This window comes from Clostridium senegalense JC122, assembly GCF_000285575.1.
GTDB lineage: Bacteria > Bacillota > Clostridia > Clostridiales > Clostridiaceae > Clostridium_J > Clostridium_J senegalense.
The window spans coordinates 233,154-251,742 of record NZ_HE611052.1 but is presented as its reverse complement, the minus strand read 5'-3'; the positions used below and the strand labels follow the sequence as shown (position 1 = coordinate 251,742).

The window sequence follows — 18,589 nt, the reverse complement described above, 5'->3', positions numbered from 1 at the left end:
AAACAATAAATATACTCATTTTCTATTAATTTAAATAATATGTTTATTATAGAAAGGAAAAGGAGATGTATTTTTATTGTATATGGAAGAAAGTTATATGCAACCTAATAACCCTAGTAATGAAGAGAGATATAAAATGTTAAAGAGAGCTTTAGAAGTTTTAAATAGGCCAGAAGATTTAAAAAACATTATAGAGATGATGTCTCCTCCAAGAGATATTACAACAATACTTCCAGAAGGAAGTTGCAAAGGAATTAAGATTGGTATAATAGGTGCTGGTCTTGCTGGACTATCATCTGCTTTTGAACTTAGAAAATTAGGATTTGATATTACTATATTTGAAATGCAGGAAAAGCGTATAGGTGGTAGAATATATACTCATTATTTTGATAAAGATGAGGGGTTATATGCTGAACTAGGTGCTATGAGAATACCTGTTAGCCATGAGACTACATGGCATTATATAAATACATTTGATTTAAAAACAAGTCCTTTTATTCAATCAGATGAAAATACTTATATATATATAAGGCATAAACGAGCAAAAAATGATTTGTTAGGAAAAGATGTGATGAAAAAAATTTATCCGGAATTTAATTTGACTCCAAAAGAAAGAGTTACTCCATGGCAAAAACTTATAAGTTATGTATTAACAACTCCATTATTAAACATGAGTCCAGAGATAAGAAAAGAAATTTTAAAAGTACAGCAAGAATATCCATTAGAAATTGACTACTTGGATAATTTCAGTATAAGGAAAATGATGGGAAAATTAGGGCTAAGTGAGGGTGCTATAGAATTAATCTCAGGATTAGAGCCATTTATAGGTACGGCATATTATAATAGTTATTTTGAACCATTACAAGAAGAATATAATGTGGAAAATCTATATAGGTATAAAATAGATGGAGGTTTTGTAAATCTTTCAAATTCATTTTATAAATCATTGATGTCTAAAAAGCCTAGAGAAGTTTTTAATATTAAAGAAAAAAATTTAGGAAAGGTTACTTTAAAGACTGGTAGGACTGTTGTAGCATTATCTAAACATAATAAAGATGATAAAGTAATAGTAGAATATAAGCAACATAATAAATCACAGGAAAGATTTAATCAAACTTTTGATTTTGTTATTTGCAGTATTCCATTTTCAAGTCTTAGAAATGTAGAATTATTACCTATGTTTAGTAATGAAAAAATGCAGGCTATTAAAGAAGTAAATTATATGTGTGCTCAGAAGGTATTTTTCCTTTGTAATAAAAGATTTTGGGAAGAAGATGATATATATGGAGGAGCATCAAGTACTGATTTACCTATAGGAAAGGTATGGTATGTAGATCAGAGATATAATAGTAAGATTAATAATAATGATTGTCATAATAAGAAAAAAAATAAATCTAGTGATAAAGGTGTTTTGTTAGCATCTTATATTGCAGGACAAGATGCGATAAGACTAGGAAATTTAGATGAAAAAACAAAAATTGAGTCAGTGAAAAGACAAGTTGAGCAAGTACATGGACTTAAAAGAGGATATCTTGATTCTGTAGTTGAAGATGTGAAAATAATACAATGGGAAAGAGAACAAGGATTTTATGGAGGATATTGCTATTTTATGCCATCGCAACATAGACTTTTTTCATACCCTATGATAACACCAGAGTATGATAATAGAGTATATTTTGCAGGGGAACACACTTCTGTATTACATGCTTGGTGTCAAGGAGCTTTAAGTAGTGGCATGAAAGCTGCAAATGAAATAGCACAGTACTGCAAATTTATAATGTAATATTTTAATTTTAACTTTTAAATGGGACAGTATATAGAATTATATAATTCTATATACTGTCCTTAAAATTTATAATAAAAATAGTATTATTTTTATTATAAAAGTTACGATAATAGTTATTATTGAATAATAAGTAAAAAATGAAATAGCAAATCTTTTGATAATAATTTTCAATTGATGAATATTATGCTAATATATTATGGGGAGGGATTTTTATGAGATTAAAAGGAATGTTTAATTTAAATTCAGTTAAAAAGAAAATAATATTAGGATTTTTATCTGTAATAATTATAAATTTGATTGTTTTTTTAGGAGTTGAATTTGTCAATGGATATAAAGAATTTGAGGAGCAGTCATTAGACAAAAGTTATGCTTATGCAGAACATATAGAAAAAGTTATATCACCGATTGGTATAGAAAATCCAGAGGAAATTCAACTTAAAATAATTGATTTATTAGAATCACAGTATGAGTTAGCTTCTTATATTGGAGTTTTAGATAAAAATTTTAATTATGTTGCTAATACAGATAAAAGTAAGATAGGTATTAGTTTTAAAAATGAGAATATAGATAAGTTAATTGATGAAAATAAACCAGCAAGTTTTAAGGTGAAATTTAATGGTGAAAATGAATATTTTTCCGTGGTTCCATTATATAATACAAAAATTAATGGCTTACATAATAAAGAAAAATCAGATGCTGTAGCATCAGCTAGTGTTAAACCCAAAAATGAGGTTGTAAGTTCTGCTAGTATTAGTTTGGATATACCTGGTTTAGTGGTAGTGAAAATGGATAATAGTAAAATGTTTAGGGGAGTAAAAGAAAGAATTTATATTACAATTTTAATTAGTATAATAGTCTTTTTTGTATCAATAGTAATAGCATTGCTAATATCGTCTAGTATAACTAAGCCATTATTAAAGATAAGAGATTACTTAAGAAATATGTCAAAAGGAGATTTAACAAAGGTAATTGATATAAAATCTAAGGATGAAATATTAGCTTTGGCAAAAGACATTGATGGAACAAATATATCATTGAAAAATATTATATGTAAAATAAGAAATGTATCAGAAAATTTAGAAGGTTATTCAAAAGAAGTGAATATGTCTTCAAAAGAAATAGCAGCTGTAAGTGAAGAAATATCAAGTTCAGTAAATTCTATTGCAGAATCCAGTAATGTTCAAAGTGAAAATTTAATAGAGGCCACAGATAAAATTAAGGATTTTTCACTTAACTTAAATATAATAAATAAAAAAATAAATTCAATAGAAAATAATAGTAATGAAATTAAATTATTTGCAGACAAAGGATCTCAAGGAATAAGTGAAGTAATACTAAGTATAGATGATTTAACTTTTAACTTTAAAGGTTTTATAGATGAAATAACAAATCTTACTAATAATATTAATAATATAAGTTCAATTACCAAAACAATTAATAATGTAGCAAGACAAACTAATTTGCTGTCATTGAATGCATCCATAGAATCAGCTAGATATAGTGGAGAAGGTAGGGGATTTAAAATAGTTGCAGAAGAAATTAAAAAACTTGCAGGACAAACTTTAGAGTCCTCAGAGGATATAACTCAATTAATTGGAGAAATATCAAAGGCAACTAGTTCTGTTGGGGAAATGGCTAATAATATTTCTATGGAATTCTTAAATCAACATGAAAGAATTTTAAAAAATATAAATATATTTAAAGATATAGTTAATAAAATAAATACTATAATACCTGAAATTAAAGAAATAGCTACTCTTACTAATAATTCTGTAAAAATGAAAGATGGAATTTTAAATAATATTGAATATGTAACATCTACTTCAGAAGAACTTGCATCTTCTATGGAAGAAGTATCTCAATCAATTGAGCAACAATCATCTACTATAATTAATTTATCGGATTTATCGGAGGTATTAAATTCTATATCTAATGATATGGTTGGCATGATAGAAAGGTTTACTCTTGACTAAAGCTTAATATCAAAAAATATAGTTTAAAAGGTAATTTATATATTATGTAGTTAATTTTATGGTAAAAAAAGGAAATAACATCACCTATGTAGTATTTATATATAATTGGAGAAATAGGGGGTGTGTATGAATAGAAATAATAAAAAAATTGTAATTTCATTATTAATGATATTAATTGCAATATGTACAGTTGAATTAAACAATAATGGGTTATCACATTTTTTAAGAGAAAAGACAGATAGTAGTAAAAATGATGTATATAAAAATATAGCTATAGCTTCTATAAATAACAGAAAACATAAAATTCTTATTGTAAATAGAGAACATTCATTAGATAAAGATTTTATTCCCAAAGAGCTTATAAAGCCTAATATAAAATTTTTAAAAGGTTCAAATGAAAATGTAAAATTATTAGATAAGCCAGCGGCTTTAGCATTAGAGAAAATGTTTAGTTATGCTCAAGATGATGGAGTATATCTTTTAGGGGTTTCTGGTTACAGAGATTATTACTATCAAAAGCTTCTTTACGATAATGAAGTCAAGTCTGTTGGAAAGAAAGAGGCAGACAGGGCAGTAGCTAAACCTGGTGAAAGTGGACATCAAACAGGATTAGCAATAGATATACTTTCAGAAGAGTATACCACATTAGATGAAGGGTTTCAGTATACTAAATCATATAAATGGATTAAAGAAAATAGTTATAAGTATGGTTTTATAATTAGGTATCCTAAAGGTAAGGAGAATATTACCGGTTATGAATATGAGCCATGGCATATAAGATATGTAGGGGAAGATTTAGCGAAAGAAATATTTGATAAGAATATAACATTAGAGGAATATGTAGAAGAAAAAAAGAGCTGTTATGAAGCTAATTAAAAGTTCGATATTGTCCACTTATGATAGACAGATAAAATAATAAAAGTGTTTATCATAAGTGGATTATTTTTAAGTGTAATTTGCATAGTAGATTATTGAAGGTAATAAAAAAATAACTTAGTAAATAATAATATAAATTATAATTGTACTATCATTAAAATACTGATATAATTAAAAAAATACATATACCAATATATTTGAATATATTGGTATAATGGTAGTTATACGTAAGTTAAATGATGTTAAAAAATATATAGGAGGCTTCAAATGGAAAATGTAAACTTATTAATTGTTTTTATACAAGGGTTATTATCATTTTTTTCACCATGTATATTGCCCATATTACCTATTTATTTAAGTATATTATCCAATAGTAGTGTGCAAAGTTTGAAAAATGGAGAAGATAAGTTCATAAAAAGTTCTTTATTTAAAAATACAATATTTTTCACCTTAGGAATATCAACTACATTTTTTATATTAGGTTCATCAGTAAATGCATTAAGTAGTTTTTTTAATACAAATAAAAATATGATAATGTTTATAGGTGGAATTATTATAATTATAATGGGATTATTCTATATGGGAATATTAAATTTTTCTTTATTAAATAAAGAAAAGAGATATAATATGGAAGTAAAAGAAATGAAAGCTGTGTCTGCATATCTTTTAGGTTTTACTTTTAGTTTTGGATGGACACCCTGTGTTGGACCCATACTAGCTTCTGTATTAATAATAGCCTCAAGTTCTAGCACTATGCTAAAAGGAAATATTTTAATAGCTACTTATACTATAGGATTTATATTACCATTTCTAATTACAGCATTGTTTTATAATAAGTTATTTAAAACATTAGATAAAATAAAGCTTTATATGGATATTATAAAAAAAATAGGTGGTTTAATTCTTATAGGGGCAGGCATGTTTATGATTATTAATGGGTTTAGTGGAATAAATAATCAAATAAACAATATAGAAAACTCTGAGATAATAAAAGAGAATAATAATAGCCAAGTAGAAAAGGAGAATGTTGAAGAAGATAAAAATAATGCTATAGATTTTATTTTATATGATCAATATGGAAAAGAACATAAACTTAGCGATTATAAAGGAAAAACTGTTTTTCTGAATTTTTGGGCTACTTGGTGTCCTCCATGTAAAGGGGAAATGCCTCATATTGAAGAATTATACAATGAATACAACAAAAATGACAATGAAGTTATAATATTAGGTGTTGCTTCACCTAATATAGGTTCAGAAGGATCTAAAGAAGATATAATAGAATTTTTAAATAAGGAAGGATATACATTTCCAGTTGTTTTCGATAATAGTGGGAATTTATTATATCAATATGGAATAAATGCTTTTCCATCAACATTTATAATTGATAAAGATGGTAAAATAGTTCAATATATTCCAGGTGCAATGGATAAAGATACAATGAAGTATCTTATAGATAGCTCGAAAGAATAAATTAATTCTTAAAAAAACATAGAAAATATAATAAAATAAAAAATAAGCTATCTCATTTTAATTTTGAGATAGCTTATTTTTACAGTTTTATTTTAAAATTTCTATTGTTAATTTAGGCAAATTCCAGTTGAAATATAGAGACAACATTCTAAAAGAAAATGTTATAAAAGCAGAAATATATAAACAATGGATAATTGATATATGGTTATATAAGAACCAAAAAGCAAAAGCACCTAAAATAGAGGCTATAGCATAAATTTCTTTTTTGAATACTATTGGTATATCTTGTACAAATATATCTCTCAATATCCCACCACCTATTCCAGTTATAGACCCCATACAAATCACTAAAAATAAATTAGAAAATTTATTTGAAATAGCTATGTTTGAACCAACAGCAGTAAAAATACCAAGGCCTATAGCATCAAAAATAGCATTAAATTTCTTTAAAATAGCAGTTCTTTTTCTTAAAAAATTTATTCTATGTTTGATATTCTCACTATTATAATCTTTATCAAAAATATCAATTTCATATTCTTGTAAAGCCTTTTTATATGTAAACTTTGATATAAAAGAGTATAAAGAAATAGTTATTATTGATGTTAATATACTTATAAAACAAAAAAATGGATTCTTGAAAGCCATAGGTGGAGTAGTTCCAATGATTATGTCTCTAAAAATCCCGCCACCTACAGCAGTTACTATAGATAGAGTGAGAATGCCAAATAAATCTAGTTTCTTTTGTATTGCAATAAGAGTTCCTGATATAGCAAAAACAACAGTGCCTATAAACTCAAAAATATTTAATAAAAACATAGTAAAATCTCCTTAAAATAAATAGCATAAATTAAACTTTTGAATAAAAAAGGATTATAACATTTCTATAAATGCTTGAATTCTAGTGTTTAATTGACCAATGTCTGATGTAGAATAATCAGTCTCTATTTTTATATACGGCAATTTTTTTTCTTTTGTCATAAATTCTTGAATCCTATTTGATTCTACATTATATGTATGACAGGCTTGTAGGATTACATCAACAACTCCATCTACGGTATATTCGTCTGCTAAGTAAGATAAATACTCAATTCTATTATCATTGGGACTCATACAAGCACAAGCAGTTTTTAAATATCGTTCTGTCAATGCATCTATAGGATCTTTTTTTTCATCAACTAAAAGATTTTCATCTTTTGCACCATTACAATTTTCATAACATACTACAACTCCACCATTTGACTCAATGGCAGTTACAATCTTTTCTGTAGAATCACCTAATGGACATCCTGTAATTAATATTCGTTTAGCATCAGATGAAATTGGTCTTTTACCATTATTGTAATTTTCCATAGTCATTTTTATAATTGATTCAATGTCACTAATTTCCTTTTCTTTATCTGCTATATATAAAGTTCCCTGGATTACTCTTCTTAAATCATATCCACTCATAGGTGGAGGTGAAAGTTTAGATAAACCATAATAGTTTCTAAGAGTTATTCTTTCTTTATTTCTTAATTTAATAGCATACCTTAATTTCTCTTTTGTAATTTTCACATTAAAATTAGTTTCTAAAGTATTTTTAAGTTCTATTATTGAATTTTTATAATAAACATAAGATGCTTTACCATAAGGGGTTTGTGGTAATTGCATTACATGCATAGGTTTTCTTTTAGATAACAGTTCATACATTTTTTTCTTTCCATCACAGGTTGTTTCTCCAAGCAATAAGTCTGAAAAATAGTAAAAAGGGCATTTTTCTGTTATAGCATAGCCATAACTTGATTTAATGAGTGGACATAAATTACGAGGTAAATGTTTTTCACCATCTCTAATTGGGTCTTCATCCATACCACAAAGCCAAGCTGCTATTGCATCAGAGGCTTTTATGATTTCCCAAGGTGCAAAACCACAGTATACTCCAACGATTTTTTTCCCTTCATCTTTTAAATTTTTAATGTCCACAAAAGCATTTCTGCGAGCTTCACTAAACTCATAGATAAAATTAGGTAAATTATTCATTTTAAATCTCCTTATTTAAATAAACTACAAATGAATTATAGTATATAAAGCATAGTTATAGTAACATTATTCAAAAATAATATAATGTTACATAAATTTATAAAAAAGACAAATAAATATATAAATACTGAAGACTAAGTTATATGATTATAAATTTAAATTTCAAATTCTATAAAATATTTGCATTATAATAAGTTAGAATGTAAAATAACAAAGTAAATTAAATAATAAATTAGCAGGTGATTTAATGACAAATAAAGAATTTTTACCTATTTGTAAAAAAGATATGGAAGAACGAGGTTGGAAGCAGTTAGATTTTATTTTAGTTACAGGAGATGCATACATAGACCATCATAGCTTCGGAACTGCCATAATTTCAAGGGTTTTAGAAAATTCAGGATATAAGGTTGGAATTATAGCTCAACCGGATTGGAAAAACATAGATGAATTTAAAAAGTTAGGACGACCAAGATTAGGATTCTTAGTAAATTCAGGTAATATGGATTCTATGGTTAATCATTATACAGTAAATAAAAAGTTAAGAGAAAAGGATTTCTATTCATCAGGTGGCAAGATGGGCTTAAGACCAGATAGAGCTACTATTGTTTATTGTAATAAGATAAGAGAGGCTTATAAAGATGCCCAAATAATTATTGGTGGTGTAGAAGCTAGTTTAAGAAGATTTGCTCATTATGATTATTGGAGTGACAAGGTGAGAAAATCTATGCTTATAGATAGTGGAGCTGATTTATTAGCATATGGAATGAGTGAAAAACAAATTGTTGATATTGCAGATAGATTAAACCTTGGAATGGAGGCCAAATATATAAGGGACGTAAATGGAACTTGCTATGTAGTAGACGATTTAGATGAAGTCTATTCTGATTATATAGAGATTCCTTCTTATAAGGAGGTTTCACAAGATAAAATCCAATATGCTAAAGCATTTAAAGTTCAATACGACGAACAAGACCCAATTAGAGGAAATGTCATAATACAAAGACATGGAAGTAAATATTTAGTACAGAACAAACCAGAAATGCCATTATCAAGAGAAGAACTAGATAAAGTATATAATTTACCTTATAAAAGAACATACCATCCTATATATGAAAAAGATGGGGGAATAGATGCTATAGAAGAGGTTCAATTTAGTATTGTTAGTTCAAGAGGATGTTTTGGAAGTTGCTCATTTTGTGCTATAACTTTTCATCAAGGAAGAATTGTACAAAGTAGAAGTGAAGAATCTATAATAAAAGAGGCAGAAGAAATTACAAAACTTAAAAATTTTAAAGGATATATACATGATGTAGGGGGACCTACAGCAAACTTTAGAAAACCTGCCTGCGAAAATCAACTTAAAATAGGTGCATGTAAAAATAAGCAATGCTTATATCCTAAACCATGTAAAAATTTAGATGCAGACCATAGTGAATATTTACAAGTTATACAAAAGGTTAGAGAAATACCTAAAATAAAAAAAGTATTTATACGTTCAGGGTTAAGATATGATTATATAATGGCAGATAAAAATGATGTTTTTTTTAATGAACTTGTAGAGAATCATGTTAGCGGTCAATTGAAAGTTGCACCAGAACATATTTGTGGTGAAGTTTTGAAATATATGCAAAAACCAGCAGGAAAAACCTATAGTAAATTTATTGACAAATTTTACAAAATAACTAAGAAAGTTGGTAAAAAACAATATATAGTACCATATTTAATGTCTAGTCACCCAGGAAGTACACTTAAATCAGCTATAGAGCTTGCAGAATACTTAAGAGATATTAAATATCAACCAGAACAAGTTCAAGACTTTTACCCTACACCTGGAACTTTATCAACTACGATGTTTTATACAGGATTAGATCCAAGAACGATGAAAGAAGTTTATGTTCCTAAAAGTAAGGCAGAAAAAGCCATGCAAAGAGCATTACTTCAATTTAGAAATCCTAAAAAATATGATTTAGTATATGAAGCGTTAAATCTTGCAAATAGGACAGACCTTATAGGTTTTGAAGAAAAGTGTCTAATAAAACCTAAAAATAAGAAGCAATCACAACATTATAGTAAAGATAAAAAAAATTGTAATAAAAAAAGTGATAAAAATAAGAGCTTTAATAAAGATACTAAAAAAAGTAAGAAAGAGATAGTTATTATTAAAAATAAGAAAAAGGTTGGTAAAAAAAGAAGAAAATAAAAATGTGAAAAGCTACACTATACTATAGCGTAGCTTTTATAACAATTACATCCTTGAAAACTTTGAGTGTAAATAAGAATCTTTTCTTATAAATGTATGACTTGCATTTCCAGTATGAAGTTGCCACATATACCAAAATAGGTATGGAATTATAAGTATAAGATTTGCTATTCCCCAATACTTCCAAAGGCTTTCATTATACCAAGAAGATGCATCCATAAGTGTTATAAACATTGGACCAAAGCATGAACGAAGAATCATATGTGTTGCTAATGTGTAAACTCGTGCCATAATATATAATTCTGGTTTTCTTTTTAAAAATGGATACAATTCTGCTGCAAGAAGTATACAGATTGAGCTAGCAAAGTAATTAGGGCTCTCACCAAAAACAAAACAAAGATTCCATGTAGTATATAAAAAATTCCATCCGATTGTTGTATAACAAATTAAATCGCCAACACCTTGTTTATCATACTTCCAATATTTAGGTGCAAATGGGATTGTGACACATAGTAAAAAACCACAACCTGCATTGGCATAATTGCCTAGTGCAACATCTTTAAGAGTAGCTTCTAATATATTTAAAAATAATATTCCATAGGTAAACCAGAGAATCCACCTTTTTTGAAAGAATCCCCAAAATTTACCTTGGCGTTCTTCAAAATTTGAAATTCTACAGAAACCTACTATTATTGTCGGTAATATAACACTTAAAATTTTTGCCCAACGAAACCATCCTGAAACTCCCCCCATAATCCAAAGTGGAAAAGTTAAAAGAGAACAAATCCAAACTATGTTAGCTAGTTTGCAATGTTTTCTCATAAGTTCTACTATACATATTAAAATTGCAAAGTACATTGTCATAGACAGTGCATATTTTAAAATAGTAAAATCCATTTAAAAGTCCCCCTTATATCAATTAATATATAAAATACGATATAAGTATAGTATAAAGTTATTTACATATTATGTAAATGAAAATAAAAAATATTTCTATAATACTTTATATAATTTCTAATTTGTACATATAATTTCCACATTTTCATTTGTGAAAGAGTGCACTGCATTCCTCACTATATTAAGAGAATCATTATTTTTAAAATATAGGTAAACATATTCAAAGTCATATATAAAAAGCATAAATTTGCAGTTACTAATTAAAAAATCATCAAAACTTTTAATATCATAGATATCGGATTCGTTTATATAGGCTTTTAAATCTAAATACTTATTTTCATCGATAGAACTAGAAATAAAGTTAAAAAGTTCAAAAGACGTAGGATTAATTTTTTTAGGCTTGTCAATTTTGTTATTTATAATTTCAAAATAAGTGTCAACAACCCAAATAAGCCGTTTATAATCTAATGTTTTTAAGATATAAATAATCAATTCATCATAATCTAATGGAATTTTAAATCTTATACCAATTGGTGTATTTATATTTATCACTCTCCAATTTAAAATTTTATATACAATATAAAGATAATATGTAATTTATTTACATATAATTACGTGAAAAAAATTCACTTGATAAAAATTATATTTTAACAATATATACATTATCGAAATAAAATTACGAATATTTATATAAAAGAATATAATGATATATTTTAATATATGATATGAAAATAATTTTAATAAACTTCTTAATATTTAGTTAAGAATTAAAAAAAAGTATTTTTTATAGTTAATAATATGATTTAATTAATTTAATGGTTATTAAAAATTATAAGTGAAGAGGTGACGTAATATGTGGATGTATCTATTCATATTTGTGTGCAAAATAATTGAGGTATCTTTTACTACTGTAAGGACTGTACTTATAACTAGAGGAGAAAAATTATATGCAGCAACAATAGGTTTTTTTGAAGTTATAATTTGGTTATTGGTAGTTGGAAATGTATTAAATGGAATACAAGAAGATCCTATAAAAATAATTGTATATGCTTTAGGTTATGCCTGTGGTAATTACGTAGGATCTATTATTGAAGATAAATTAGCAATAGGAATGATAACTATGAATGTGATAGTATCAGAGGAGGATGGAGAAAAACTTATAAATACTTTAAGGGATGCAGAAGTTGGTGTAACCTCAATTGAAGGAGAAGGAAGAAGTAGTAAAAAACTAGTACTTTTAATTCATTTAAAAAGAAAAAGAAAACTAGAAATAATGAAGCTTATAGAAGAAACAGAAATTAAATCAGTTATTTCTGTAACTGACATAAAAACTGTATATGGCGGTTATGGTATGGTTAGAAAATAATTATATAAGATAGGAGTATAATTCGTTATACTCCTATTTTTTACTATATAGAAGAATATTTTACTTAAAGTATAAAGAATTTAGATTATACAGAGTATAAGTACTATACCAATTACAGCTTTATGATATAATTAAAAGATAGACTTTATTTTTAGGTTAGGAGAAATTATGTTAAGTAGGGATATTTTATTACAGAGATTTAATGAAAATACAAGTGGTAAAAATCATATAAGTGGTGAAAGAATATTTAACAATGATTTAGTATCAAAATTAGATATTGAATCAGATGAACATTTAGTAAGTATAAAAGGTAATGTCATCTCAGAAAAACTATTTAGTGATTATGATACAAGTATAGAGATAGATACAGAAAGTAAGTTGGTTATATCAACCTATTGCACTTGTGCAGATTATGAGAAAAAAGAGTTTTCAAATGATAATTATTGCTGTAAACATCTAATAGCTACATTTTATAAATCGTTAGATTCACTTGTAGCTAATCCATTGCTTTTTAAAAATGATGTAAAATCTAATTTAGTTTTCAAAAAAGAGAATAGTGTATTAGATTTACTTTTAGAAGATAACAATAAGGAAGAATTAAGGATAGATGTATATATAAATAAAAGGGAATGGGATAATCTTATTACTGCAGAATTTAAAATAGGCATAAAATCTAATGGTAATAAGGGCTTGTATACTCTAAAAGATATAGAACAATTTTTAACAGCTTATTATAATAAAATTGCTATAAGATATGGGAAAAATTTCACTTTAGATATAAAAAGTCAAAAATTTAGTACAAAGGATAAAAGACTTTTAGATTTTATAGAACTATTAAAAGTTATGGATAACTCAAATTCTTTTAATAGGAAATACAATAAAAATATAGATGGTAAATTTATAAAGATACCCAACCATTTAATAAGGGAGTTTTTTCAACGAGTGAAGAATCATAGAGTTTATTTAAATGAAGGGTTCTTTTATAGAGCAGTAGAAACAGAAATAGTTAATGATTTTCCATCTATGGAATTTGGACTAAAAGACATTAAAAAAAGTAATGAATATATTTTAAGTTGTATATCAGGGGTACCGACAGTATTAAATGAAAAATGTGATGTTTTTCTTTTTGGAACAACAATATATTTGCCTGATTATGAAAGTTGTTATAAAATAACACGTTACTTAAATGTTTTTAATGGAGCTAAGTCGGTGTCTATAAGTAAAGAAGAAGAAGAAAGAGTGCTTAGAAAATTAATACCAGATTTAAATTTAATTTCAGAAAAATTAAATTTAAGCAAATCTATAAAGAGTAAAATTGTAATGGAAGATGTAAAATTTAAGTTTTATTTTGATATGGAAGGTAAAGATATAGTTTTAATTTTAAAAGTTCAATATGGAGAATATGAATTTAATATTTTTCAAGATATTAGTGAAAAAGTTATATATAGAGATAAAAAAAGGAATTAAGAGTTATATCAAAACTAAAATCTTTAGGTTTTGATGAAATTAAAGAAAAATTTTATCTATTGTATGGTGATGATTATAAGTTTAAATTTTTTAAAGATGATATATGGCAACTTGAAGATTTCGGAGAAATTTATTATTCCCAAAATTTTAAAGGTATAAAGTCCATAGGCTCCAAAGGTATTAAAGGTCAAATACACTCAGGAAAATATAACTATTTTGAAATGGATTTTAAAGTTGGAGACATTCCAACAGAAGAAACAATAGCAATATTAAGAGCATTTAAAGAAAATCTTAAGTACTATAAACTTAAGAGTGGAGAATTTTTAGATTTGGAAGAATTAGAACTTAAAAAGTTTTTAAATTTATTAGATATTGTATCATATGAAGATAATATAGAAAATAATATTGTAAAGGTTAGTAATAGTAAAGCTATGTTCTTAGACAATTATTTAAAAGAAAATAGTATTAGATATATAAAAGGTAAAAATGAACTTAAGGAAATTAAAGATAAATTTAAAAATATAGAAAAATTAAATTTTAAAGAGCCAAATCAATTAAATGCAACTTTAAGACCATATCAAAAAATAGGGTATAACTATTTGAAGACACTGGAATACTTGGGTTTTGGAGGTATACTAGCTGATGAAATGGGACTTGGGAAAACTCTTCAGGTTATTACCTATATTCTCTCTAATAAAGGTAAAAAATCTTTAGTAATAGTGCCTACATCTCTAATTTATAATTGGAAAGAAGAATTTTCAAAATTTGCACCATCTATAAAAATAGCAGTGATAAATGGAGATAAGAAGTCAAGAGAAGAAATTATAAAAAAGAAAGAAAACTTTGATGTGATAATAACCACATACAATCTTTTGAAAATAGATTTAGAATTTTATAAAAAGCAGTCTTTTCATACTGTAATATTAGATGAGGCTCAGTATATAAAAAATCCTAATTCTCAAAATGCAAAAGCAGTAAAAGATATAAATGGTGATATAAAATTTGCATTATCAGGAACGCCTATTGAGAACTCACTTATGGAACTATGGTCAATATTTGATTTTATTATGCCCACTTATCTTTACGATGAAAATAAATTTTCAGTAAGATATCATAAAAGACTAAAAGAAGGACCAGAAGTTTTGGAAGAATTAAATAAGCTTATAGCACCATTTATACTAAGAAGAAAGAAGAAAGATGTTGTAAAAGAACTACCTAAGAAACTTGAAAAGAAATTATTGGTGTCCTTAAATGATAAACAAAAGAATGTATACAAAACTTATGCTAATCATGCATTAGAATTAATAGAGAATAAGGTTAAAAATGATGAGTTTAGAAGTAGTAAAATAGAAATTTTAGCTTATATAACAAAGCTTAGACAAATATGTCTGGATCCATCATTAGTATCTAAAGATTATACATATGGAAGCGGGAAAATAGAGGCTTTAATAGAATTGCTACAGCAAAGCATAGAGGGTGGACACAAGGTTTTAGTATTTTCTCAGTTTACATCGGCATTGAAAAACATACAAAAGCGACTAAGGATTGAAGATATGTCTTTTAGTTACTTAGATGGTAGTGTAAAAGCTGAAAAACGAATGGAGATGGTTGAAGATTTTAATAATGGAGATAACTCTATATTTTTGATAAGTTTAAAAGCTGGTGGTACAGGACTTAATCTTACATCTGCAGATATAGTAATTCATTTTGATCCTTGGTGGAATCCAGCAGTTGAAGATCAAGCAACAGATAGAGCACATAGAATAGGTCAAAAAAATGTTGTTCAAGTAATAAAATTAATAGCTGAAGGAACTATTGAAGAAAAAATTGTACAGCTTCAAGATGAAAAAAGAAAGTTGATTTCACAAATAATGGATAATGAAAATGAAAAAGGAAATGATTTATTGTCTTTAAGTGAAGAGGAATTATTGTCACTGTTTGAGTTGAATTAGTTTATGAAATATATATTAATGATGATATTTAAGTGTTTATATAAAATACTTAAATACCATCATTTTTTTATTAGATAAAAAATATTTTTGCTTTTGAAAAGTCAGTATGGTAGATTTATAGAGTAAAATAGATATTTCCAGTAGAATACCAATGCAAATGCTCCCAACCATGTTTTTAGACAGGTGGACAAGATTGAAAAAAAAACTATTCATGATATCATTTACATTGTTTGAGTAAGGCTTGTTACAAATAAGTAATAAGTTTTTATTATTATGCAAAAAAGTATTTGATAAGATTTAAACAAGGCTAATGAAAAGTTAGTCATTTTATAATAAGTTACTTTGGAGGGTTAAAAATGAAAAATAATGATTTAGAGCTCCGTCAAGAAGTTTTTAAATCGGATGCTATAAAAATTTTACAATGGATGGAAGATGAAGAGATTACTAGATACTTGAATGAAAGTCCTAATGTATGTAATAGTATAAGGAATACGCTAAATTCAATTAATTTACCTGTGTTAACGCATCTGTTTAATCAAAATGGAAGTTTTTATATGATTACAAAGAAGGAAGAATCAATAGGTTTTTTAAAACTTATACCAAAAGGAAAAGCAGTAGAAATAGTTATTGTAATAGGTGATAAGGAAAAATGGGGAATGGGATTAGGTAGTAATGCTATTTTTCAAGGATTAAAGGAAGCGTTTTTTTATTGGAGAGTAGATGAAGTAATTGCAAAAATTAATTTTGAGAATGAACGTTCAAAAAGAGTTTTTAAAAAAGTTGGGTTTGATGTTGATAGAGAACTTAAAAAAGAAATTCAATATAATATGACTATGAACAAGTTTTTAAAGTTAGCTGCATAAATGAATTTGGTTTAAAAATAATATACTGAATATTAAAAAAATAATTACCAATACAATAAAAACAAAATATAGAATACATAACTACTTAAGCTTATATTAAAGAATTTGAAAAATGATTTATGCAAGTTATGGAATAGTTAAAATTTATAGCAATCCATATAATCAGCTTTAAAAAAGTTGAATATATTTAATTATATAATGTAGAATATAGACAAAATACTATTATAAAAATATAGATATTTTGTCTATATTTTTTTATGTAACAAATATGTAACATTATCAATGTATAATTTATATGTATTTAAGTTATACGGTGAAAAACAAGTATTTGGTGAGGGGTGAATAGATGAAAAAATTTTTAATAATAAGCTTAATAGTGGTATTTATCATTTTAAGTATGATTTGGGGGATTAACTATAGAGCTCTTAAGGAAATAGATACATCTAAGTTAGATGCATTGGAATATACCAATTATGCAGATGATATTGGAGAAGGAAAAGTTCAATTAAATTGGAAGTACATAGCAGCAATAACTGCAGTCCAAAGTAAAAACAAGATTGAACAGGTAACAGAAGAACAAATTAAACAAATAGGACAAGCTTTTGTAATTAAAGAAGATAATGGTTATAAGTTAAAGTCTTTAGAAGATGTATTGACTCAGTTAAATTTTAATAATAGAGAAAAGAAAAGAGTACATACTTACTTAGAACAATTAGAGTATTTTGGTATAGTTCCAGAAAGTGTTGCAAAAGATTCAGAACAAATGAATTTTATAAATAACATAAAAGCAAGTGCAATAGAAAATTATAAAAAGTATGGTATTTTACCATCTATAACAATAGCTCAAGCAATTTTAGAATCGGACTTTGGAAGATCTGATTTAGCAATAAAGGGTAGTAATCTATTTGGTATAAAAGCAGATGCTAATTATAGTGGAGAAAAAATAAAATTTGAGACTAAAGAATTTCATGATTTAGTAATAGAAGATGATTTTAGAAAATATGATAATTTAAATCAGTCTATAGATGATCATGGCAAATTTTTATATTCTAATGAAAGATATAAAGAAAATGGATTATTTGAGGCTAAAACTTATATAGGCCAAGCTAAAGCTTTAGAAGTTGCAGGATATAGTACAGAAGAAGACGAAAATGGTGAAAAAATATATAGCAAAAAACTTATTCAACTTATAAAAGAATATAATCTTCAACTTATAGATAGTCAGTTGAAGGAAAATTCATAAGATAGCCTCCATGTTATATGGAGGCTTATTTTTTATTGTAATAAAATAAAAATTAAGAAGTATAATTTATAGATGGGCGTATTATATATTTAAAATTTTATGAATAATATATGGAAACAAGCTCAAATTTATTCAATAACTTTAAAATATTTTCATACAAGATTCAGCATTGAATTCTAAATGATACGGAGCATGTCTCACTATTTGGGTCATCCAAGTTTTGGAATGGATAATTTTAAGAGTCAACTTGGAACCCTATAGTATAATAATTTAAGCATATTGGAGGGTGTTATGAAGGATAAAAAAATAGAATGTCATAATTACATGACAACGAATCAAGGTTCACCAATTTATAATGATAGTGATTCATTAACAGTAGGTGATAGAGGCCCTACATTACTTCAAGATATACAATTAATAGAAAAGCTAAGTAATTTTAATAGAGAGAGAATACCAGAAAGAGTTGTCCATGCAAAG

Annotated in this window: 13 protein-coding genes and 1 pseudogene; 10 read left to right on the top strand and 4 right to left on the bottom strand. The window is 26.1% G+C overall.

Going from position 1 to position 18,589, the window contains the following annotated elements; all coding sequences use genetic code 11:
- Positions 1-82: 82 nt before the first annotated feature.
- The 4 genes from CSGHG_RS12990 (at position 83) to CSGHG_RS12975 (ending at position 6,105) form a co-directional block, all read left to right on the top strand.
- The gene (locus CSGHG_RS12990) at positions 83-1,783 is read left to right on the top strand and encodes a flavin monoamine oxidase family protein (protein ID WP_042316608.1); all 1,701 of its coding nucleotides are present in this window, start codon (positions 83-85) and stop codon (positions 1,781-1,783) included.
- 215 nt (positions 1,784-1,998) lie between these two features.
- Complete coding sequence (locus CSGHG_RS12985; RefSeq protein WP_010296038.1) at positions 1,999-3,759, top strand: methyl-accepting chemotaxis protein; 1,761 nt, start codon at positions 1,999-2,001, stop codon at positions 3,757-3,759.
- A 126-nt stretch (positions 3,760-3,885) separates the two neighbouring features.
- Positions 3,886-4,635, top strand: coding sequence for a M15 family metallopeptidase (locus tag CSGHG_RS12980; protein WP_010296036.1), 750 nt, complete (start codon positions 3,886-3,888; stop codon positions 4,633-4,635).
- Between the two features lie 267 nt (positions 4,636-4,902).
- A complete protein-coding gene (locus CSGHG_RS12975) occupies positions 4,903-6,105 on the top strand; it encodes a cytochrome c biogenesis protein/redoxin (RefSeq protein WP_010296035.1) in 1,203 nt (400 codons plus the stop codon).
- Between the two features lie 87 nt (positions 6,106-6,192).
- Here CSGHG_RS12975 and CSGHG_RS12970 read toward each other — a convergent pair whose 3' ends face one another.
- Positions 6,193-6,921, bottom strand: coding sequence for a trimeric intracellular cation channel family protein (locus CSGHG_RS12970; protein WP_010296032.1), 729 nt, complete (start codon positions 6,919-6,921; stop codon positions 6,193-6,195).
- Positions 6,922-6,975: 54 nt separating this feature from the next.
- Positions 6,976-8,124 (bottom strand): double-cubane-cluster-containing anaerobic reductase, encoded by a 1,149-nt coding sequence (locus tag CSGHG_RS12965; protein ID WP_010296031.1) that lies wholly within the window; start codon positions 8,122-8,124, stop codon positions 6,976-6,978.
- 247 nt (positions 8,125-8,371) lie between these two features.
- On the opposite strand from CSGHG_RS12965, the gene CSGHG_RS12960 reads away from it, so the two are divergent.
- Entirely contained in the window at positions 8,372-10,324 is a 1,953-nt protein-coding gene (locus tag CSGHG_RS12960) for a YgiQ family radical SAM protein (RefSeq protein WP_010296027.1), read from the top strand.
- A 45-nt stretch (positions 10,325-10,369) separates the two neighbouring features.
- Here CSGHG_RS12960 and CSGHG_RS12955 read toward each other — a convergent pair whose 3' ends face one another.
- Together CSGHG_RS12955 and CSGHG_RS12950 are read right to left on the bottom strand one after the other, a co-directional pair.
- Positions 10,370-11,221 (bottom strand): hypothetical protein, encoded by an 852-nt coding sequence (locus CSGHG_RS12955; protein ID WP_010296024.1) that lies wholly within the window; start codon positions 11,219-11,221, stop codon positions 10,370-10,372.
- Positions 11,222-11,338: 117 nt separating this feature from the next.
- Complete coding sequence (locus CSGHG_RS12950) at positions 11,339-11,773, bottom strand: DUF2691 family protein (RefSeq protein WP_010296021.1); 435 nt, start codon at positions 11,771-11,773, stop codon at positions 11,339-11,341.
- Positions 11,774-12,074: 301 nt separating this feature from the next.
- On the opposite strand from CSGHG_RS12950, the gene CSGHG_RS12945 reads away from it, so the two are divergent.
- The 5 genes and pseudogenes from CSGHG_RS12945 to CSGHG_RS12925 form a co-directional block, all read left to right on the top strand.
- Complete coding sequence (locus CSGHG_RS12945; protein WP_010296019.1) at positions 12,075-12,587, top strand: DUF2179 domain-containing protein; 513 nt, start codon at positions 12,075-12,077, stop codon at positions 12,585-12,587.
- A gap of 168 nt (positions 12,588-12,755) precedes the next feature.
- Positions 12,756-16,006: pseudogene (locus tag CSGHG_RS20790) on the top strand (DEAD/DEAH box helicase).
- A gap of 356 nt (positions 16,007-16,362) precedes the next feature.
- The gene (locus tag CSGHG_RS12935) at positions 16,363-16,869 is read left to right on the top strand and encodes a GNAT family N-acetyltransferase (RefSeq protein ID WP_010296017.1); all 507 of its coding nucleotides are present in this window, start codon (positions 16,363-16,365) and stop codon (positions 16,867-16,869) included.
- A gap of 346 nt (positions 16,870-17,215) precedes the next feature.
- Positions 17,216-18,112, top strand: coding sequence for a glycoside hydrolase family 73 protein (locus CSGHG_RS12930; protein ID WP_010296015.1), 897 nt, complete (start codon positions 17,216-17,218; stop codon positions 18,110-18,112).
- Positions 18,113-18,403: 291 nt separating this feature from the next.
- Positions 18,404-18,589, top strand: a 186-nt coding sequence (locus tag CSGHG_RS12925) for a catalase (RefSeq protein ID WP_010296013.1), incomplete at its 3' end; no start/stop codon positions are given.